Origin of the sequence: Pseudoalteromonas sp. S4492 (assembly GCF_005886115.1) — a bacterium.
In the GTDB taxonomy this organism is placed as follows: domain Bacteria; phylum Pseudomonadota; class Gammaproteobacteria; order Enterobacterales; family Alteromonadaceae; genus Pseudoalteromonas; species Pseudoalteromonas gelatinilytica.
In genome coordinates this window covers 42560-63574 of sequence record NZ_PNCP01000020.1, presented here as the reverse complement: position 1 = coordinate 63574, position 21015 = coordinate 42560, and the positions used below count along the sequence as shown (strand labels likewise).

Sequence of the window (21015 nt, the reverse complement as noted above, 5' to 3'; positions counted from 1 at the left end):
ATTTTTAAATCAGTTATATAATTTAACCAGTATTTTTACAGAAAAAGAAATAAAATGTCTCTGAACCAAGTAGATCGCCAAATTTTGGCATTATTACAGCAGGATGCTAGCTTATCTACGGCAGAAATTGCCGATAAAGTTGGTTTATCTCAATCTCCATGTTGGCGTCGTATCGCTAAGCTTGAGCAAGATGGCTATATCAAAGGTAAAGTTGCTTTGCTTGATGAGAAAAAGCTTGGCTTTGATATGTTGGTTTATGCCCATGTTCGCTTATCTAATCACGGCAGAACAAACCTCGCTGAATTTGAGCGTTTGATCATGAGCTATGATGAAGTGACTGAGTGTTACAGCATGGCGGGTACGATGGACTTTATGCTTCGTATTATCTCTAAAGGTATTGAGGGCTACGAGCAATTTGTCCGTGATAACCTACTAAACCTTGAATTTGTTCAAGAGGTTCACTCGAACGTAACAATGACTTGCGTTAAGCGTAGTACGTCTTTACCTCTTTAATCTTTTTCTACTACGTTTTATTTTTTCAAAAACGGTTAGTGCTTTTCGGTACTAGCCGTTTTGTTGTTAATAATTGTTAACTTTTGCGGATTTTGCTAGAATTCTGCGCCTTGCCGAAATGCACTCATTACAAAGAGGATTTTAATGTTTAACTTACTCAGCAAAGCGCCAAGCTCTGCTAAAAACGATATATTATCAGGCCTGACCGTTGCGTTAGCCTTGGTACCAGAAGCAGTCGCGTTTGCTTTTGTTGCTAATGTTGAGCCTTTGGTTGGTTTATATGCCGCATTTATTGTTGGTTTAATCACGGCTATTTTTGGTGGTCGTCCAGGTATGATTTCTGGTGCTACAGGTGCACTAGCCGTTGTGATGGTAAGTTTAGTATTAGATCATGGCGTAGAGTATTTATTTGCAACCGTCTTGCTGATGGGGATACTGCAAATACTTGCTGGCATTTTTAAGCTGGGTAAGTTTATCCGAATGGTACCTCACCCAGTTATGCTGGGTTTTGTTAATGGTCTTGCGATTGTTATTTTCTTAGCGCAACTCGGTCAGTTCAAAGTGCCTGATGGCATGGGTGGTCAACAGTGGATGGAAGGACAAGCTCTTTACATCATGCTTGGTTTAGTGGCTTTAACCATGGCCATTATTCATTTTTTACCTAAGTTAACCACAGCCGTGCCTTCATCATTAGTTGCGATTGTTACCGTGACTGCAATCGTGATTGGCTTTGATTTAGAAGCGCGCACTGTACTTGATTTCTTAAAAGGTATGACTGGTAATGAGCAGGCAACCATTGCCGGTGGCTTACCTGAATTCCATATTCCAATGGTCCCGTTTAACTTAGAAACGTTTAAAATCATTTTTCCATATGCATTAATTTTAGCGGCGATTGGCTTAATTGAGTCGTTATTAACGCTGACCTTAATTGATGAAATTACCGAAACCCGCGGTCAAAGTAATAAAGAGTGTATTGGCCAAGGTGCTGCAAACATTACCTGTGGTTTCTTTGGGGCAATGGGTGGATGTGCGATGATTGGTCAATCTATGATCAATATTAACTCGGGTGGTCGTTCACGCTTATCGGGTATCACTGCTGCGCTAATGCTGCTTGTGTTCATTATTTTTGCAGCAGGCTACATTGAAATGATCCCACTGGCAGCGCTAGTGGGTGTTATGTTCATGGTTGTATTGGGCACCTTTGAATGGGCAAGCTTTAAGATGATGAAGCGTGTACCAAAATCGGACGCGTTTGTTATTGTACTTGTTTCAGGTGTTACAGTAGCGACAGACCTTGCAATTGCGGTATGTGTAGGTGTGATTGTGTCTGCACTGGTTTTTGCTTGGCAACATGCTAAACACATTTACACGAGTAACTACATTGATGAGCAGGGCTCTAAAGTGTATGAGCTTCATGGCCCATTATTCTTTGGCTCGGTTAAGAATTTTGCTGAGTTATTTGATGTTAAAAATGACCCAGAAGATGTGATCATTGAATTTAAACACAGCCGTGTCGCTGATCACAGCGCAATTGAAGCAATTGATAGCCTAGCTGATAAATATGCTAAAGCAGGCAAACAATTACACTTGCGTCATTTAAGCCCAGACTGTATTCAGTTATTGCATAAAGCACGTGATTTAGTTGAAGTAAATGTCATTGAAGATCCACATTATAAAGTGGCATCAGATAAATTAGCTTAAAAATCAAGCTTAGGAAAAGCGAAGGCGGGATCGTCTTCGCTTTTTTTATATCTGCAGAATGCGGTAAGGCTATTAAAAATTAAGATAGGCGGCAGTGCTTTGTTCTCGTGACTATCGGTATAATAAAAATAATTATGAAAGGTAATCTGATATTTTGAATTGGCAATCATTAGTTGATAATCGACAACGCTTTTTCTGGGTACTGCAAATTGCAGGCTGGATAGGGTATGCGTTAGTTAATTATATCGGCTCTAAAGTCTTTGAAATGCGTGATATTTACGTATTTGTTATTGTATTAAACGCTTATGCAGGCTGTTTAATGACAGTACCTTTGCGTTATATGTATCGTAAAGTCTGGAATGCCTCACCGTGGGTGTTGATGCTTGTTGTATTTGGGGCCTCTTATGTTACCGGTACATTGTGGGCTGTTGTTCAAAAATTCAATTTATGGGAAATCTACCGTCACGGTTACCGACCAAATGAATGGTTTTATTACTTTCAACAAGGCTTAGATTCGGTTTATATCATACTTTGTTGGAGTGGCTTGTATTTTGGTATTAAGTACTACCAGTTGTTGCAAAGTGAGCGCCAAAAAGCCCTTAAAGCAACCACCATGGCGCACGAAGCACAGCTTAAAATGCTGCGTTATCAACTTAATCCACACTTTTTATTTAATACTTTAAATGCCATCTCAACCTTAATTTTGGTTAAAGAAAACAAAGACGCGAATTTAATGGTATCTAAATTGAGTGACTTTTTACGTTACACACTCAATACCGATCCGATTAAGAAAGTACCGTTAGAGCAAGAAATTCACGCTTTGATGTTGTACTTAGAGATTGAAAAAGTACGCTTTGATGAACGTTTACAAGTTAACGTCGAAGTAAGCGAACAGGCAAAAGAAGCCTTAGTACCAAGTTTGATCCTCCAGCCTATTATCGAGAACTCGATTAAATATGCGATAGCGCAATTAAATGAAGGCGGTGTGATTGATATTAAAGCACAAGTTTTTGCAAATGAACTATTATTGGAAGTAGGCGATAATGGTCCTGGCACTGAGCTAAAAAATGGCCAACTGGTTAATTCACAAGGCGTTGGCATAGCAAATACACAGGACCGCTTAAAAACACTTTATGAGAACAACTACTCATTCGTTCTCTCTGACAATACGCCAAGTGGATTAAAAGTTAATCTGCGCGTTCCGTTTGAAAAGGCTGTTAAGAAATGAGCAAAATTAGAACTTTGATCGTTGACGATGAACCGTTAGCACGTAAAGGCTTAGCTGTTCGACTATCTGAGTTTGACGATATAGAAGTCATTCGTTTATGTAGCAATGGTCAAGAAGCAATTGATGAATGCGTATCAGGCAATATTCAATTGGTTTTCTTAGATATTCAAATGCCAAATATGAACGGTTTTGAGGTGGCACGTGCACTTAGTGAAAGTGTTAACCCATTACCAGCAATTGTATTTGTTACAGCTTTTGATCAGTTTGCTGTTAAAGCATTCGAGATTCATGCGTTGGATTATATTCTTAAACCAGTCGATGACAACAGACTAAAACAGGCGGTAGAAAAAGTGCATACCTATTTAAAAACGCAACAAGATAACGCCCATAAGAAAAAACTAGCGAGCTTTGTTGCAGGTATTACCGGTAATAATTGCGAAGAAATTTTAAAGAAGTTAGCAACGGGCGATAGCCTAGCTGATCGTCGTTATCCTGAATCGTTAGCAGTAAAAGAGCAGGGCGAGATTGTTCGTGTCCCTGTGGTGACAATTCAATGGGTCGATGCGGCTGGTGATTATATGTGTCTACATTGCCAAGACGGGCAAACGCATATTCTTCGTAAAACAATGAAAGAGCTTGAACAAGAGCTTGATCCACAATTATTCGTGCGTGTTCATCGCAGCGCAATTGTGAATACAAAACAAATTAGCAAACTTGTTACCCAAGTGAGCGGTGAGTATCTTTTAGTGTTAGATAACGGCCAAGAATTAAAAGTAAGCCGTAGTTATCGCGACAAAGTGAAAGCAGCTCTGGCGAGCTAATAGCTGTTTAAAACTAAATCAGCTAAAAACAAAAAAGGCGCAATAAATTGCGCCTTTTTTAATGAATAATTGTAACCGTTTAAACGGTTACAATTTTCATCGTGTTTGTCGCACCAATCGTTTCCATCGCATCACCGTGAGTTAAAATCACAGTATCACCAGCAACAAGCGAGCCTTGCTCAACAAGTGTGTTCAATGCGTCACGTACCATGCTGTCATCTTCACATTTCGTTGAATCGAAGAATACAGGGTAAACACCACGGTAAAGTGCCGTTTGACCAAGTGTGCTTGCATGGCGTGATAACGAATAAATTGGTAAGCCAGAACTAATGCGCGACATTAATTTAGCTGTGCTGCCTGATTCAGTCAGTGTCACAATCGCTTTTACAGAATCAAGGTGGTTAGCTGCATACATCGCCGATAACGCAATTGATTCTGCATTTGAAGAAAAACGGCTGTCTAAACGGTGTTTAGAAACGTGTGTTTCTTTTTGTGATTCGGCACCTAAACAAACGCGAGCCATAGTCGCTACAGTTTCTTCAGGGTAGTCACCAGCAGCTGTTTCAGCTGATAGCATAACGGCATCAGTACCATCTAATACGGCGTTTGCAACGTCCATAACCTCAGCACGTGTTGGCATTGGGTTATCGATCATAGATTCCATCATTTGTGTTGCAGTCACAACAGTACGGTTAAGTGAACGAGCACGGCTAATGATAAGCTTTTGTTTACCAACAAGTGCTGCATCACCAATTTCAACACCTAAGTCACCACGCGCAACCATTACTGCGTCAGATGCTAGAACGATATCGTCAATTGCTTCAACAGTTTCAACTGCTTCTGCACGTTCGATTTTTGCAAGAAGTTGTGCGTTTGAGCCCGCAGCTTCTGCTAAAGAGCGAACATAACGCATATCATCGCCACTACGTGGGAATGATACAGCAATATAATCAACACCGATTTCAGTCGCTGTGATTAAGTCTTCTTTATCTTTATCAGTAAAAGCAGGGGCTGTTAAACCACCACCTAAACGGTTAATACCTTTATTGTTCGAAAGCACACCGCCAACAGTTACTGTTGTGTGTACTAGGGCACCATCAACGCTATCAACTGTTAATTGAATCAAGCCATCGTTTAAAAGAAGTAAGTCACCTGATTTAACATCATTTGGTAATTCTTTATAGTCGATACCAACAGCATTAACGTCGCCTTGACCTTTTTCCATTTTTGCATCAAGGGTAAATTTTGCACCTACTTCAAGGTTTACTTTACCGTCTTTAAACGTTGATACACGAATTTTAGGACCTTGTAAGTCTGCAAGGATAGCAACGTGTTTGCCTAAACGCTTAGCAATGCTACGTACCGCATCTGCGCGGTCTTTGTGATCTTGTGCTACGCCATGTGAGAAGTTCAAACGAACCACATTTGCACCTGCACGAATAATTTTTTCTAGGTTGTTATCGCGATCGGTTGCCGGTCCAAGGGTCGCAACAATTTTTGTGCGTCTTAGCATCAAATTCTCCTGTGCGCTTAAATTTTTAAGCGAATTGATGGTTATCTATTAAAATGTCGTGCTATAAACCTTCTTCATTGGCTTATACATCTGCACGAAGTAGAACTCATAAGTAAAAAATGATTGTTTTTACTTATGAGGATCTGGCTCTTTGTATTAATTATAGAGTATACAAAGGGTGAATGACGTTATTATGACACCGGTGTCAGGTAGCGTCAATACACATACCTTTTTAAAGGGTATTATAAAAATCTGGTCCGATGCCTTAGTAATTTTGATATACTGAGTGCAACGTCGCTTCATGATTTCGATGATTTATCTCAAGTTGGCTTACAAGCTCGCATTTTTGGGCTGCTTGGGTATAATGCGCGCGTAATTATTTTGATTAACTAACCAATAGTTGTTACCGAGGAGGACACTAAATGCAAGTTGCATTAGTAGGGTTAGGCGTTATGGGTAAAAATCTTGCCCTCAACCTGATTGAAAAAGGGCTGACATTAGTAGCTTATGATAAAAACCCAGATGCGGGTGCCGAGTTACTAAGCTGTGCGAAAGCACTAGGTTTGGCAGACCGTTTACATATTGTGTCTGATTTAAATGATATGGTTAGACGCTTAGAGCCGCCTCGTTCGATTCTACTTTTAGTTCCTGCTGGTGAATTGGTTGATAAAGTATGTACAGAGCTTGCAGAAGCAGGTGTTGACTGTGATGACATTATCGTAGATTGCGGCAACAGTAACTACAAAGATGGCATTAGCCGTAAACTTAAATATCAAAACAAATTTGAATTTGCCACTATGGGTATTTCTGGCGGTGCAGAAGGTGCACGTCACGGCCCTGCAATGATGGCAAGTGGTTCAGAAGGCGGCTGGGAGCGTGTTGAGCCGTGGTTTGAAAAAGTAGCGGCAAGCTACAAAGGTGAGTCGTGTTTCGCGCGTGTAGGCCAATCTGCAAGTGGTCACTTTGTGAAAATGGTTCATAACGGTATTGAATATGCGTTAATGCAATTAATTGCTGAAATGTATCAATTACTACGTTTAGGTACTAATCGTTCACCAAAAGAAGTGGCTGACATTTTCAATGAATGGTCAGAAGGCACTTTAAATAGCTACTTACTGTCAATTTCAAGCCATATCTTAAGTCTTGAAACGACAGAAGGTGAGCCGCTCGTTGATTTAATCGACAATAAAGTTGGCGCGAAAGGCACGGGTTTATGGACTGCACAAAATGCCCTAGAGCTTGGTATTGCAGTGCCATCACTAGTTGCAGCTGTTCAAGCACGTCACTTAACAAATACCTGTGATACGCATGCTGCTAAAGAAATGACTTACGCTGCTAAAGCAACGGATACGGTTGATTTAGACTTAGCTGAGTTAAAAGATGCATTTACATTGGCAAGTTTACTTGCTTATCGTCAAGGTTTAGCCCTTATCAAAGGTGCGTCACGTGCGCATCAGTGGAAAGTTGATCTTTCTAAAACGCTACAGACATGGCGCGCAGGTTGTATCATCCGTGCTGATTACTTAGACAATGTCGCTGAAGGTGTAGAATTTATTGATTCTATGCAGCGTGAATCAGCAGCATTACGTAAGGTAACGGGTGCAGCCGTTGCATCTGGTTTAGCTTTCCCTGTGTTAACAGCAACGCAAACTTACATCGCAACGTTAACAACGCCAAGTAATGGTCATCTTGTACAAGCACAACGTGACTACTTTGGTGAGCATGGTATTAAAACTCACAGTGGTGAGATTTGCCATTTAACTGACTTAGTTGAGATTGACGAAAAAGTTCGTTAATTATCAAAAGTATAAAAAGGCACCCGTAGGTGCCTTTTTTGTACTTGCTGCATTAACGGCTTAACTCACCGCGCAGATTGTCTTGCATCAAGTGACGAATTGTCTCTACTTCAAGCTTTTGACTAAATAGGTAGTGTAACTTGGTCAAACATGCTTCTAATGTCATATCGTAGCCACTGATCACGCCACAGTTTAATAAAGCATTACCGGTTGCATAACCGCCCATATTGACATGGCCTTTTAGACACTGTGTTAGGTTAACAATCACCATGCCACGTTTGCTTGCGTCATTAAGAATATCTAAAAATGCGGGATCTTGCGGGGCATTACCCACACCAAAGCTCAGTAAAACAAGTGCTTTGATATTGTCATTAACTAAGCTTTTCACCACCTCAGGACTGATCCCCGGATATAGGTAAAGTACACCAATAGGCTGTGGCGTGATATTCGATACCTGTAGTTCGTTATCAACGTAAGGGCTAAGTTGACCTTTGATTAGTTGAATATTAATTCCTGAGAGTGCTAATGGTTCAAGGTTTGGTGATGCAAACGCATCAAAGCCATCAGCATGGGCTTTTGTCGCACGGTTACCACGGAATAATTGATTATTGAAAAACAGGCTTACTTCTGCAATTGGATAATTAGCGGCTAAATACATTGCATTCAGTAAGTTGACTTGGCCATCAGAACGAAGTTGCGACAAGGGAATTTGCGAGCCTGTCACAATCACAGGTTTCGTTAGGTTTTCGAACATGAAAGACAAAGCAGAAGCCGTGTAGGCCATGGTATCGGTGCCATGTAAAACCACAAAGCCATCATAGTCTTGGTATTTACTCTTAATATCGTCAGCAATTAATTGCCAGTGGGCAGGGGACATATCTGAAGAATCAATGAGTGGGCAATATTCGTGAATATCAAACAAAGGCATTTCATCACGATTAAACTCTGCATTATTGACCACTGTTTCGGTTAAAAAACCCTCTGCCGGTACATAGCCGCGGCTCGATTTTTTCATACCGATGGTACCACCCGTATAGGCGATATATATACGTTTACGTTTCATAAAAAAAGCCCAGTTAAATAACTGGGCTTAGTATACCTAAAATCGTTTAGCTAAGTAACTTATTGAATTACATTACACACTAAACAACGAGCGTAAACGCCTTGTGGATCGTTGTAATCTTTTAGGTTATCAATTTCACTACTTAACTGATTAATAAGGCTTTGTAAGTTAGCTTGTGTTGCTAGTACTGAGTGTGATGAATCAGACTTAGCAAAGAAACTCTTAACAGCCGCTGTGCCAAAGATATCTTGCAGCATTTGCTCTTGTGGTGTTAATGACTGTTTGATGGTCTTAACATCATAATGATTAAGTTTAGCAAGCTCAGCAGCAGCCTTAATTGCATCTTGCTTATCGCCAAGTTTATCAACTAAACCCAGTTCTTTTGCTTGAGTTGCAATCCATACACGGCCTTGGGCAATTTTATCCACTTGCTCAGGGGTCATGTTACGTGCTTCAGCTACGACATTTAAAAAGCGTTTATATGCATTTTCAACGCTCATTTGAATGATGTTTGACATCTTCTCATCTAGTGGACGTGCAATAGAGAAGCCAGCAAGGTCAGTTGTTGCAACACCGTCAGAGTAAATACCTAACTCAGCCATGGTGTTTTCAAACGTCATGAAAGTACCGAACACACCAATTGAACCTGTAATTGTGCTAGGGGCTGCCCAAATTTCATTGGCAGCTGATGCAATCCAATAACCACCTGACGCAGCTACTGAGCTCATTGATGCGATAACCGGTTTACCTGCTGCTTTAAGTGCTAATACTTCAGCACGAATAACTTCAGAGGCAAACATACTACCACCACCTGAATCGATACGAAGCACAACCGCTTTCACTTTATCATCAAGACGTGCTTTACGAAGTAGGGCAGCTGTAGAGTCACCACCGATTTCACCTGCTTTACGTTCGCCATCAACAATGGTGCCTTTAGCTACAACAACAGCTACTTTTTCAGTAATTGGGTTATCGAACTCAACAGGCGGTTTTACAAGTGATAAATACTCACGGAAGCTTACTTGTTTAAATGTTTTACCTGTTTCTTCAGCACCGACTAATTCAATAAGTTGCTGGCGAATTTGTTGCGATGTTTTTAAAGAATCAACCCATTGATTATTTAACGCGTACTGACCTGAGTTACCGTCAACTGCTTGCATTTTTGCAAGGTAAACATCCATATCTTCATCAAAATTGCTTTCATCGAATGGACGGCTCGCTGCAACGTCAGTTTTGTACTCGTTCCAAAGTGCAGTTAACCAAACGCTGTTCGCTTCTTTTGCCGCATCTGACATATCATTACGAATGAATGGTTCAACCGCTGATTTATAAGTTCCCACACGGAAAATATGTTGAGTCACTTTTAACTTTTCAAGCGCGTCTTTGAAGTACAGTGGGAACATACCATAGCCTTCAATGCTCACACCACCATATGGGTGCATAGACACTTCATTGGCATGGGCAGCAATATAATATTGTGCTTGTGTATAGTAATAGCCCGTCGCAATAACTTGCTTGCCTGCATCTTTAAACGCATCAATTGCTTTAGTTATTTGTTTTAGCTTATTAATGTGCGCGCTTGGCATTTTTTGTAGGTCAAGAAGCATAACTGTGATGCGATCATCTTTAGTTGCTTCGTTGATCACTTCAATGACATCATCAAGAAGAATTTCTGATGGCGCTTCTTTGCCCATAGTTGCATCGTTGATGGCTGCTTCTACAGGATCAACATAGGTTTTTTCTTCAACAATAGGGCCATTTAAGTTTAGGCGTAGCACGGTTCCGTCTGCTACTTTTACTTGATCTTCTTCACCTGTTATGGCGACAAAGAAGAGTATTACTAGTAATAGAAATAATATGTTTAGGACCAAACGGCGGGAAAAATTAATCCCGGTCCAAATGCCTTTAAATATCTTTGCTAGCAAAATAAATCCTTAATTCAGTACAGCTTAGTAGTGAACTCATCTTAGCTTAGAATAACTTTAAAATTAACTGTTAAATAGTAACAGAGTGTTTAAAACGACAATTTGCTACAGATTAATTACGAGTGAAAAGTTGATTATTCTAAGTTATTGCCGCAGAATCTATTTCAAATAGAGGTTCGACCAGTTAACGGGGCACACAATGTTAGAACAAAAATTACAATTACCGCATACCGAACTTCGTAATCGTTTGGTTATGGGCTCAATGCATACCGGCTTAGAAGAAGGCTGGCATAACCGTAAACGCTTACGTGCATTCTACGAAGCACGTGCTAAAGGTGGCACGGGCTTGATTATTACAGGTGGCTACAGCCCAAATATTCGTGGCAAGTTATCTCCGTTCGCATCAACATTTAATTCTTTCTATGATGTGATCAAGCACAAAGCATATACTGATGCTGTGCATCAACATGGCGGAAAAATTTGCTTACAATTATTGCATGCAGGTCGCTACGCGTATCATCCATTCAATCAAGCACCAAGCTCGATTCAGGCTCCTATTAATCCATATAAACCTAAAGAAATGTCGTTAGGGTCGATTAAAAAAACCATCAAAGACTTTGCAAACTCAGCAAAACTGGCTGAAAAAGCAGGTTATGACGGTGTTGAAATTATGGGTTCTGAAGGCTATTTGATTAATGAATTCATGGCTAACCACACCAATAAAAGAACAGACAACTATGGTGGTAGTCTAGAAAACCGTATGCGTTTGGCGGTAGATATTGTTAAAGCTGTACGCGCTAAAGTAAGTCAAAAGTTCATTATTATATTTCGTTTGTCTGTGATGGATTTAATTCCTAATGGATCAACACCCGATGAAGTAAAGCAACAAGCCCTGGCACTTGAACAAGCTGGCGTTGATATCTTTAACACTGGTATCGGTTGGCACGAAGCTCGTGTCCCAACCATTGCCAGTATGGTACCAGCAGGTGCCTTTAAAGAAGCATCAAAACGCTTAAAAGATACGGTATCAGTGCCAGTTATCGCGGTTAACCGTATTAACACTCCAGAAATTGCCAATGGAATTTTAGAAGCAGGCGAGTCTGATTTAATCTCAATGGCACGTCCTTTATTGGCTGATCCTGAGTTCTTTAATAAGTACGCGAATAATAAAGCTGAGCAAATTAATATTTGTATTGGCTGTAATCAGGGCTGCTTAGACCATGTATTTAAAAATAAACGTGCTACCTGTTTGGTTAACCCACAAGCTGCGTTTGAATTAGATTATAGCCTTGAAAAAGCACCATCTTCTCGATTAGTACTGGTTGTAGGTGCAGGCCCTGCAGGCCTTGCTGCAAGTTGTTACTTAGCAGCGAAAGGTCACAAAGTGACTTTAATTGAACGTAAAGAACAAATGGGTGGCCAATTTAATTTAGCCATGCAAGTACCGGGTAAAGAAGACTTTAACCATACCCTTAACTACTTTACTAATGAATTAAAGCGTTTAAATGTCGATTTACAGCTAGGCACTGAATTTACCGACAATATGCTTAATCAATACGATGATGTGGTGTTTGCAACAGGTGTGCGTCCGCGAGAAGCGAAAATCGAATGCAGTGATGGCAAACGAGTATTCGCTTACGATGAAGTCATTCGTGGTGAAGTAAAACTCGGTGAGAAAATTGCGATTTTAGGTGCCGGTGGTATCGGTTTTGATATGGTTGCCTTTTTAAGTGAACACAAAGGACAAACAATTGAGCAGTTCAAAACTCAATGGGGTATTGAATGCGAAGCCGCGCCCGAAAAAGACAATCGCCAAATTTACATGCTTAAGCGAAGTGCAGGGCGGTTTGGTAGTGAACTGGGTAAAACAACGGGGTGGATCCATCGTCAAGTTGCCAAACAGCACGGTGTTAAACAAATCGCTGAGTGTCAGTATCTAAGCTTTGATAAGCAAGGTTTGAAGATTACTGTAAAAGGTGAAGAGCAAATCCTCGATGTTGATACTGTGATTGCCTGTATTGGTCAGGTGTCTAATACTGAAACGTTCGACAATCAAACCGAAAACGCTAAAGTTCACGTGATTGGTGGCGCAAAACTAGCTGCTGCTATCGATGCTAAACGTGCGATCTTTGAAGCGCTACAAGTTGCTCGTAAAATTTAATTGAAAGTAAACTAGAAAACGTGCGGTCTGTGTGATTAATCTATTTAGTCACGAGACCGCTATGTTGAAAACACACCTAATACCCCTTTACCAACGCATCTTAAATAAACTGCAGTTTCTAGATGGGCTTCCCAGCCTGTTAATTCGCTTGATCTTAGCCCCAGTGATGATCATTGCCGGCTTTAATAAACTAGCTTTGAGCGGTGATGTAACTCACATCTATCAATACTTTTTAGCGTCAGAAGATATTGTTGCTTGGTTCGGCAATAGTGAATGGGGTTTAGGCCTACCCATGCCCTCTGTATTAGCTTTTTTAGCTGCATGGACTGAGTTTTTAGGAGGGATCTTTATATTATTGGGTTTATTTACTCGTTTAACCGCAATTCCGTTGATGATCACTATGTTGGTTGCTGCGACGACCGTGCATGCTAGTAATGGCTGGTTTGCTGTAACACCCACAGATGCCAGCACGAGCCCTGCAAGAGTGCTGAATTGGCTTGCAATACCAGGAAGTGAAGCTAGTTTAGTTAATTCAAATGAAGCCAGTGAGCGATTAACGAAAATGCGTGAGTTGCTAGAAACACATGGTTATACAGAGTACCTCTATGCAAAAGGGAAACCAGTGATATTAAATAATGGTATTGAGTTTTCGGCTATCTATTTTGTGATGTTATTAAGTTTATTTTTTACAGGCGGTGGTCGTTTCGTCAGTATTGATTATTGGTTAACTAGAAAAGTATCGAATAGCTTTATTGCTCATAAAGATCAATGATAAGCTTGGGCTTTCTGCCCCTATTAATAAGGGGCGTCGTACTTAAGCATTTACGGAATATTCATGGACGCTTTAACGCTATTACAAACTCGACAATCAGATCCTCGCCTTATCGCACCAGGGCCTACAGCTGAACAACTTGACATAATTAAGCGTGCAGCCATTAAAGTACCCGATCATGGTTGTATTGCGCCTTGGCGTTTTATTGTGGTTGAAGGCGACGCACGTAATAAATTGGGTGAAATTTACCATCAAGCCGCTGTTGCTGAAAACCAAGATGATAGAACCATTGAGCGTGCTAAAGAGCTACCGCTGCGTTCACCTATGATGATCATTGCCATTGCGGATGTGAAAGAAAATCCAAAAGTGCCACGTATCGAACAGGTTCAAAGTGCGGGCTGTGCAGTACTCGCTATGCAACAAGCCGCATTTGCTCAAGGTTTAGGGGGAATTTGGCGCACAGGTTATTTTGCACAAAGCCCTGCTGTTAAAGCGGCACTTGGCTGTAAAGAAGACGATGAAATTGTAGGTTACCTCTATTTAGGTACGCCAGAAATTGACATTAAAAAACCTATTAGGCACAAACCTGAGTCGTTTTTTGAGAATTTATAAATAGTAGGAACTTTTATACAGTTAAGCAGTCAGACACTATTAAGCTTACTTATGTTAGTTTTTTCAGATTTAGCTTAGCTGTAAGAAGCGCACGGATGCAAAAAACGAAATAATTCTTCTTCAGTGTGTTTTTTAATCGGTTATTTTTTGTTAACGTATGGATGGTCTTAAAAAAATAACGATAAAGAAGACGAGAACAATGGGAAACTTATTTTTACGTGAAAAAGAAAATTGGTTCGCTTGGTCAGTTTGGGGCGTAATAGGCGCTGTAGTAACCTTCTTAGTTGCTATGTCTACGAAGCAACCTCATTACCTTGGCTTATCTGCTGTAGTAGTATTATTTCTACTTACATGGTGGATGCAAAGTACTAAACGATTCGATTTTGGCCGCGCTTTTAAAATTTGTTGCTACGTTTTAACGATCACCTGTTTACCCGCTTTCGCGTTAGTCATCATACCAAGTTACAATCTTAATAAAATTGATGTGATAGTGCAGGGCTCTGGATTTGCTTTAGTTAGTTTAATTGTTTGCTTAATTTGTTCATTAATTGCAAAACGGCCTAAACAGTATTACTGAAAATTACTTTTTTAAAGTTTTTTACAATTAAGACTTTACAACGAACGCGGTAAACACTATTATGCGCGCCGTACGGAGAGATGGCAGAGTGGTCGAATGCACCGGTCTTGAAAACCGGCAGGGGTTTGTAGCCCCTCTAGGGTTCAAATCCCTATCTCTCCACCATTATTTAAAAAACCGCCTAATTGGCGGTTTTTTGCTATCTGGAGATAAGTAATGTCTATAAGCGAGTCTTCTTCTACACAAATGCGCATAATTAAACATGTTTTGCTTTGGTGTATCTTTTCTTATTTTTATCACAGCGGCATTAATGTGCTTGTCGCTATGGCCCATGATGCGCAGCCCGACTACGGTTTATTGTCTTCGATTGCTTATGGTATCGGCTTTAATGTATTAGTCGGTCATTTGATCAGTAAGTATGATAAACATTGGCCATTAATTGCTGCTGCTGTTATTGCAACTGTGGGTCTTATTGCTGTGCCTTTAGTTATGTTCGGTAAAGAGGGGTTAATGAATGGGATTTTTATTGCCTCAATGATTGCCACACTACCTGTTTCTACATTTGTGATTGCTAAAATAAAGGAGCGAATTAGTGCAAACACTGAGCAAACGCAGTAAAACTAAGCGATATTCGTCGTTTTTTTATGTTAGTATGGGCACGTCTTTTAACTAAATAAACGTGAATTAAAAACATGTCAGATAATTTTACAACAGACGCTGAAAAAGCAAGTTACGGTATTGGTTTACAAATGGGTGAGCAATTAAAAGCAAATCCATTCGAAGGTTTAAACTTAAATTCTGTATTTGAAGGTATGAAAGACGCATACACTGGTAACGATTTCCAAGTTGAAATCCCAGCAATTCAAGCAGCTTTCGAGAAAATCAATGCTGAGATCCAAGCTCGTCGTGAAGAAGAAGCTAAAGTTCTTGCAGCTGAAGGTATCGCATTCTTAGAAGAAAACGCGAAGCGTCCAGAGATCACAGTTACTGAATCAGGTCTTCAATTTGAAGTATTAACTGCAGGTGAAGGTGAAAAACCAACTGCTGATTCAACTGTTCGTACGCACTACCACGGCACATTAATCAACGGCACTGTATTTGATAGCTCTTATGAGCGTGGTCAACCAGCTGAGTTCCCAGTAGGTGGCGTTATCAAAGGTTGGACTGAAGCACTTCAAATGATGGGCACTGGTTCAAAATGGCGTTTATACGTACCTCATGAGCTTGCTTACGGTGAGCGCGGTGCAGGTGCAGCAATCGCTCCTTTCTCAACGCTAATCTTTGACGTTGAGTTATTAGAAATTATCTAATCGATTTCTAATAGACATAAAAAAACCTGCTTAATGCAGGTTTTTTTATGTCTGAAGGAATAGCGAATTAGCTATTTGCTTCAGCGTATTCTTTACACGCAGCGATGTCTTCGCATTCACCATAAAGGTAAAGAGAGTGGTTAGTAAGCTTGATGCCATTCTCTTTTGCGATTTCTTCTTGACGACGTTCAATTGTATCGTCTTCGAACTCAACAACTTTACCACATTTTAGGCACACTAAGTGGTCATGGTGAGTGCTACCTGATAATTCAAATACTGACTTGCCACCTTCGAAATGGTGACGAGAAACAATACCTGCATCATCAAATTGGTTAAGAACACGGTAGACAGTTGCAAGACCAATCTCTTCGCCTTTGTCTAAAAGAATTTTATAGACATCTTCAGCGCTGATGTGTTGGTTGTCCGGAGATTGTAGAATCTCTAAAATTTTAATACGTGGCAAGGTTACTTTTAACCCTGCTTTTTTTAATTCCAAGTTGTGATCAGTCATTCAATCTGTCTCAATTTTATTTAGTTATACTAGGCATCATAAAGATGCACACGACACATTAGCAACTATTAGAATAACGTGCCTAGTTATTAAGTGCAAAGAACAATTCGTTTAATTGCCGATTTTTCAGACAAATATGAACTGGTTGTGCATCTTTACATCAGCTAGTAAATGCGAGTAGTACTTGTTATTAATCAGCAAGTTCCGCTAAACACATTTCATCATAAACCTGAGCACACCAGTCTTTAACACGCTTTTCAGTCAATTCTGGTTGACGGTCTTCATCAATACCTAAACCAACAAAATGGCCGTCATCTACTAGTGCTTTTGAAGCTTCAAAGTCGTAGCCTTCAGTTGACCAATGACCCACTACAATTGCGCCACGCTCAGTAACGATATCGTTGATCATGCCCATTGCATCTAAGAAGTATTCTGCATAGTCTTCTTGGTCACCACAGCCGAAAATAGCAACTAGTTTACCTTCGAAGTCAACTTCTTCTAATTCAGGGAAGAAATCATCCCAGTCACATTGTGCTTCACCGTAGTACCAAGTTGGAATACCGAATAACAATAAATCGAATTCAGCAATCTCTTCTTTAGAACTCTTTGCAATGTCATGAACCGCTACAAGCTTTTTACCTAATTCTTTTTGAATCATTTTAGCTACGTGTTCAGTATTGCCTGTGTCGCTTCCGAAAAAAATACCTACGCTTGACATGGATTTAAAACCTTCTATCTATCAATAGCCAATCTTTCTTGTAAAATTGTTTCAATCAACGCGCTACGGCTAATATTCTGCGCATCTGCCATATCGCTTAACGCTTGATATAACTGTGATGAAACCTTAAATTCTACACGCTTTAAACCACGTGCTTTATCTCGCTTTATTTGATTACGTTTGTTTACTTTTAATTGCATATCGCGAGGTAGGGGATTTGTTTTCGGCCTACCTGGACGCTTTTCGTATTCAAATAAATCGGGTGTTGTTCTATCTGTTTCTGACTTTGCCATGTCTAGCCCACACCTGCGCCTTGCCAGAAGACTTGAATAAGTCCTTTCGCTATAAACCCAGAACAGCCTAAAAATAGCACTAACCAAACGATGTATCGGCCAAATCGTGGTACATCACCTTTTTTAAGGACGTCTTGAATTGCCATTCCAATAAAAAAGAAAATACCGGCTAAGCCAAAATACAACCCTAAGGTATCAAATTCGTTAATTAACTGACTGACCATCAACGTATAAACCTTTAAATTAAACGGCGCGTACTATAGCACACAAATTTGTAATAATTTAGTGCGCACGATCAAAAACAGCGAATTTTATCAGGCCAATTATTGCGCTAAAAAATCACTGATTGCTTTATTTACAGCAAGTGGTTTTTGCGCATGAAGCCAGTGACCTGCACCATGAATAATTTTTGCTTTCGCATTAGGAAATAACGCAATAATAGCAGGGCGGTGCTCTGCTAAAATATAGTCTGAATCATTACCTTTAACGAATAAAGTATCACATAAACAAGAATCATTTTCATCAACTTGCGCTAAAATATTTTCATATTGCTGGTATAAAACCGCTAAATTAAAGCGCCATCGATAGTGACCTTGCTCATTCTTGGCAAAGCTTTTTAATAAAAACTGACGCACACCCATTTCATCAATGTGTTTGGCAAGAATTTCATCAGCTGCTTTTCTATCACTGACATTCGATTGTGCAACTTCGTTAAGGCCTGCAAAAATAGCACTGTGCCTTGGGTTATTCGCAACAGGAGAGATGTCTAACACAACAAGTTTATCAATAAGCTGTGGGTGATTAAGAGCTAATTGCATGGCTACTTTGCCACCCATTGAGTGACCTATGATGTGCGCTTTACTAATATTTAGATGTTCAAGTAACTCACTGACATCTTTCGCCATAGTGTGATAATTCATCGTATCGCTGTGGAATGACTTACCATGATTGCGTAAATCGATATTTGTTACGCGGTAATTTTCAGATAAAGCTTTAGCAATAACATTAAGGTTTTCAAGCGAGCCAAACAAACCGTGGATCAATACAACGTCTGAACCTTGACCCATTTGTTGGTAGTTTAATAGCATTTTCAACTCCTAATTTTAATGGCAGTATTTTGCCTAGTGAAATTACAAATTGCAAAACATAGAGAATTGCTGCGAGCTTAGGTATAATCATTGAGAACTTTTAAAATGTGACCCGTAAAGACAGGAATAACATGAAAAAAATCGACATAGACGACGAGTTATATCAATACATCGCAAGTAACACGCAAAGTATTGGTGAAAGTGCATCAACCATTTTACGTCGTTTATTAAACCTCTCTGATGGCACTAATGCCCCAGTTGAAACAACGACTACCAAAACTGAACAAGAAACCCCAGTTGTTGAAGTACAAGAAGAAATAAAACAAGAATTAAGCCCGCAATCGAGCACTGAAGATACAGAACATGCAGTTGAGACTGTCACAGCACCGACACAAGTTAAAGGTAATGTGTTTAATGTTCTTAATAAAGAAGAGCTCGCAATGCAAAAAGGTGTTGTAGGTCGTTTCTTATTTATTCTTGCGGCTCTTTATAGAACGCATAAAACTGATTTTGCAAATGTGCTTGAGATTAAAGGCCGTGACCGTGTGTATTTTGCAACAAGTAAAGAAGCATTACTTGAAAGCGGTAGCAGCATGAATCCAAAAAATATCACTGATACTGAGTATTGGGTGATGACAAATTCAAACACAACCAGAAAGAAAATGATGCTTCACGAAGTAGCACTGTGCTTAGGTTACAGCGCAGATGAAGCAGAAAAAATACGTGATTACTTATAATCCATAAGGAAATAATATGGCGATTCATCCAGATGCAGGCAAGCCTGCACCGCAAGAAAGCTTAGTGAATGTACCAAAACTGATCTCAGCTTATTACTTAAATGAACCAGACCTAGAACAAAATCCAGAACATTGCGTTGCATTTGGTACGTCTGGCCATCGTGGTTGTTCGTTCGATGTAAAATTTAATGAATCGCATATTTTAGCGATCACGCAAGCAATTTGTGATTACCGTAAAGAAAACAATATTTTTGGCCCACTTTTCTTAGGTAAAGATACTCACGCGTTAAGTGAAGCAGCTTTTAATTCTGCAATTGAAGTACTTGTAGCGAACGAAGTACAAGTCATAGCACAAGAAAATGATGACTACACACCAACACCCGTGATCAGCCATGCTGTTGTTTGCCATAACAAAGCAAACCCAAATGAACTTGCTGATGGTATTGTGGTAACACCTTCACATAATCCACCAGAAGATGGCGGCTTTAAATATAATCCGCCAAATGGTGGTCCAGCTGATACTGATGTAACAAAGTGGATTGAAGACAGAGCAAACCAATTATTGTTAGAAGATTTGGTAGAAGTGGAGTTATTCCCTTATGCAAAAGCATCACGCTCTGGCTTTATTAAGTATCAAGATTTGATTACACCTTATGTTGATGATTTAGTTAATATCGTTAATTTAAAAGCGATTAGCGATGCAAAAATCAAAATTGGTGTGGATCCACTTGGTGGTTCAGGTATCAATTTCTGGCCAGTTATTGCAGAAAAATATAATTTAGACTTAACGGTCGTAAATAAGTCTGTTGATCCAACATTCTCGTTCATGCCTTTAGATAAAGATGGCAAAATCCGTATGGATTGTTCATCTCCTTATGCAATGACAAACCTTATTGCATTAAAAGATGACTACGATATTGGCATTGGCAACGACCCTGATTATGACCGTCACGGTATTGTTACGCCTGACGGTTTAATGAACCCAAATCACTTTTTAGCGGTCGCTATTGATTACTTACTAAATAACCGTGAATGGTCAAACGATGTTGCAATTGGTAAAACGCTCGTATCTAGCGGTATGATTGATAAAGTCGTTGCACGTAATAACCGCGAAGTAAAAGAAGTCCCAGTAGGCTTTAAGTGGTTTGTTGAAGGCTTAAGCAAAGGTACGCTTGCTTTCGGTGGTGAAGAAAGTGCAGGGGCGTCATTCTTACGCTTCGATGGTACAGTTTGGAACACAGATAAAGATGGCTTTATTTTAGGTCTACTTGCTGCTGAGATTTTAGCAGTAACGGGTAAAACACCGTCGCAGCTTTACAAAGAGCTTGAACAAGAGTTCGGTGCACCTATTTATAAACGTATTGATGCACCAGCGAATGCTGAGCAGAAATCACGTTTAAAAGCGTTATCAGCAGATGATGTGACTGCTAGCACGTTAGCAGGAGACGCTATTACACAAAAGCTGACTCATGCTCCGGGTAACAATGCTGCTATTGGTGGTTTAAAGGTTGTGACTGAAAATGGTTGGTTTGCAGCACGTCCATCAGGTACCGAAGACATCTATAAAATTTACCTTGAATCATTCAAAGGTGAAGAACATCTAGCATTATTAGAAAAAGAAGCAAAGAAACTGGTTGATTCAGTAATTAGCTAATTTTTTTCATCTATCAAAACGG

General features: G+C 39.9%; 21 protein-coding genes and 1 tRNA gene. 14 read left to right on the top strand and 8 right to left on the bottom strand.

The window, feature by feature from the left end; all coding sequences use genetic code 11:
- Positions 1-54 precede the first annotated feature (54 nt).
- The 4 genes from CWC28_RS06370 to CWC28_RS06355 all read left to right on the top strand — a co-directional run bounded on the left by CWC28_RS06370 (position 55) and on the right by CWC28_RS06355 (position 4263).
- Positions 55-513, top strand: a complete 459-nt coding sequence (locus CWC28_RS06370; protein ID WP_036968198.1) for an Lrp/AsnC family transcriptional regulator — start codon at positions 55-57, stop codon at positions 511-513.
- A 144-nt stretch (positions 514-657) separates the two neighbouring features.
- A complete protein-coding gene (locus CWC28_RS06365; protein WP_063705036.1) occupies positions 658-2214 on the top strand; it encodes a SulP family inorganic anion transporter in 1557 nt (518 codons plus the stop codon).
- A gap of 154 nt (positions 2215-2368) precedes the next feature.
- The gene (locus CWC28_RS06360) at positions 2369-3442 is read left to right on the top strand and encodes a sensor histidine kinase (protein ID WP_063705038.1); all 1074 of its coding nucleotides are present in this window, start codon (positions 2369-2371) and stop codon (positions 3440-3442) included.
- Entirely contained in the window at positions 3439-4263 is an 825-nt protein-coding gene (locus CWC28_RS06355; protein WP_063705040.1) for a LytR/AlgR family response regulator transcription factor, read from the top strand. The genes CWC28_RS06360 and CWC28_RS06355 overlap by 4 nt, the downstream gene beginning before the upstream one ends.
- A 79-nt stretch (positions 4264-4342) precedes the next feature.
- Here the strand turns inward: CWC28_RS06355 and pyk are convergent, their stop codons facing one another.
- Positions 4343-5776: a pyruvate kinase gene (pyk, locus tag CWC28_RS06350; RefSeq protein ID WP_063705043.1), complete on the bottom strand. Its 1434-nt coding sequence runs from the start codon at positions 5774-5776 to the stop codon at positions 4343-4345.
- Between the two features lie 422 nt (positions 5777-6198).
- Here pyk and gnd point away from each other — a divergent pair, with 422 nt between their 5' ends.
- Complete coding sequence (gene gnd / locus CWC28_RS06345) at positions 6199-7572, top strand: NADP-dependent phosphogluconate dehydrogenase (RefSeq protein WP_054553937.1); 1374 nt, start codon at positions 6199-6201, stop codon at positions 7570-7572.
- Between the two features lie 52 nt (positions 7573-7624).
- On the opposite strand, the gene ansA is transcribed toward gnd, so the two are convergent.
- Positions 7625-8635, bottom strand: a complete 1011-nt coding sequence (ansA, locus tag CWC28_RS06340; RefSeq protein ID WP_063705045.1) for an asparaginase — start codon at positions 8633-8635, stop codon at positions 7625-7627.
- Between the two features lie 59 nt (positions 8636-8694).
- The gene (gene sppA / locus CWC28_RS06335; protein WP_105174175.1) at positions 8695-10560 is read right to left on the bottom strand and encodes a signal peptide peptidase SppA; all 1866 of its coding nucleotides are present in this window, start codon (positions 10558-10560) and stop codon (positions 8695-8697) included.
- A gap of 199 nt (positions 10561-10759) precedes the next feature.
- Here sppA and CWC28_RS06330 point away from each other — a divergent pair, with 199 nt between their 5' ends.
- The 7 genes from CWC28_RS06330 (at position 10760) to bamJ (ending at position 15992) form a co-directional block, all read left to right on the top strand.
- Positions 10760-12721, top strand: a complete 1962-nt coding sequence (locus tag CWC28_RS06330) for an oxidoreductase (RefSeq protein ID WP_138624897.1) — start codon at positions 10760-10762, stop codon at positions 12719-12721.
- Between the two features lie 61 nt (positions 12722-12782).
- Positions 12783-13493, top strand: a complete 711-nt coding sequence (locus CWC28_RS06325) for an HvfX family Cu-binding RiPP maturation protein (protein WP_138624896.1) — start codon at positions 12783-12785, stop codon at positions 13491-13493.
- Positions 13494-13556: 63 nt separating this feature from the next.
- The gene (locus tag CWC28_RS06320) at positions 13557-14105 is read left to right on the top strand and encodes an NAD(P)H nitroreductase (protein ID WP_063705054.1); all 549 of its coding nucleotides are present in this window, start codon (positions 13557-13559) and stop codon (positions 14103-14105) included.
- A gap of 199 nt (positions 14106-14304) precedes the next feature.
- Complete coding sequence (locus tag CWC28_RS06315; RefSeq protein WP_063705056.1) at positions 14305-14682, top strand: hypothetical protein; 378 nt, start codon at positions 14305-14307, stop codon at positions 14680-14682.
- 74 nt (positions 14683-14756) lie between these two features.
- A tRNA-Ser gene (locus CWC28_RS06310) sits at positions 14757-14847 on the top strand.
- Positions 14848-14898: 51 nt separating this feature from the next.
- Positions 14899-15300, top strand: coding sequence for a hypothetical protein (locus CWC28_RS06305; RefSeq protein ID WP_138624895.1), 402 nt, complete (start codon positions 14899-14901; stop codon positions 15298-15300).
- 74 nt (positions 15301-15374) lie between these two features.
- Entirely contained in the window at positions 15375-15992 is a 618-nt protein-coding gene (gene bamJ / locus CWC28_RS06300) for a BamJ family beta-barrel-assembly machinery protein (protein ID WP_063705059.1), read from the top strand.
- A 67-nt stretch (positions 15993-16059) separates the two neighbouring features.
- On the opposite strand, the gene fur is transcribed toward bamJ, so the two are convergent.
- The 5 genes from fur to CWC28_RS06275 all read right to left on the bottom strand — a co-directional run bounded on the left by fur (position 16060) and on the right by CWC28_RS06275 (position 18602).
- Positions 16060-16503: a ferric iron uptake transcriptional regulator gene (gene fur / locus CWC28_RS06295; RefSeq protein WP_138624894.1), complete on the bottom strand. Its 444-nt coding sequence runs from the start codon at positions 16501-16503 to the stop codon at positions 16060-16062.
- 190 nt (positions 16504-16693) lie between these two features.
- Positions 16694-17221, bottom strand: coding sequence for a flavodoxin FldA (fldA, locus tag CWC28_RS06290; RefSeq protein WP_063705064.1), 528 nt, complete (start codon positions 17219-17221; stop codon positions 16694-16696).
- Between the two features lie 14 nt (positions 17222-17235).
- A complete protein-coding gene (gene ybfE, locus CWC28_RS06285; protein WP_004586673.1) occupies positions 17236-17514 on the bottom strand; it encodes a LexA regulated protein in 279 nt (92 codons plus the stop codon).
- A 2-nt stretch (positions 17515-17516) separates the two neighbouring features.
- Complete coding sequence (locus CWC28_RS06280; protein ID WP_036968243.1) at positions 17517-17738, bottom strand: DUF2788 domain-containing protein; 222 nt, start codon at positions 17736-17738, stop codon at positions 17517-17519.
- 99 nt (positions 17739-17837) lie between these two features.
- A complete protein-coding gene (locus CWC28_RS06275) occupies positions 17838-18602 on the bottom strand; it encodes an alpha/beta fold hydrolase (RefSeq protein WP_138624893.1) in 765 nt (254 codons plus the stop codon).
- A gap of 131 nt (positions 18603-18733) precedes the next feature.
- On the opposite strand from CWC28_RS06275, the gene seqA reads away from it, so the two are divergent.
- Together seqA and pgm are read left to right on the top strand one after the other, a co-directional pair.
- Positions 18734-19339, top strand: coding sequence for a replication initiation negative regulator SeqA (gene seqA, locus CWC28_RS06270; protein ID WP_063705069.1), 606 nt, complete (start codon positions 18734-18736; stop codon positions 19337-19339).
- A gap of 16 nt (positions 19340-19355) precedes the next feature.
- Positions 19356-20993, top strand: a complete 1638-nt coding sequence (gene pgm, locus CWC28_RS06265; RefSeq protein WP_063705070.1) for a phosphoglucomutase (alpha-D-glucose-1,6-bisphosphate-dependent) — start codon at positions 19356-19358, stop codon at positions 20991-20993.
- The last annotated feature ends 22 nt before the right edge of the window (positions 20994-21015 follow it).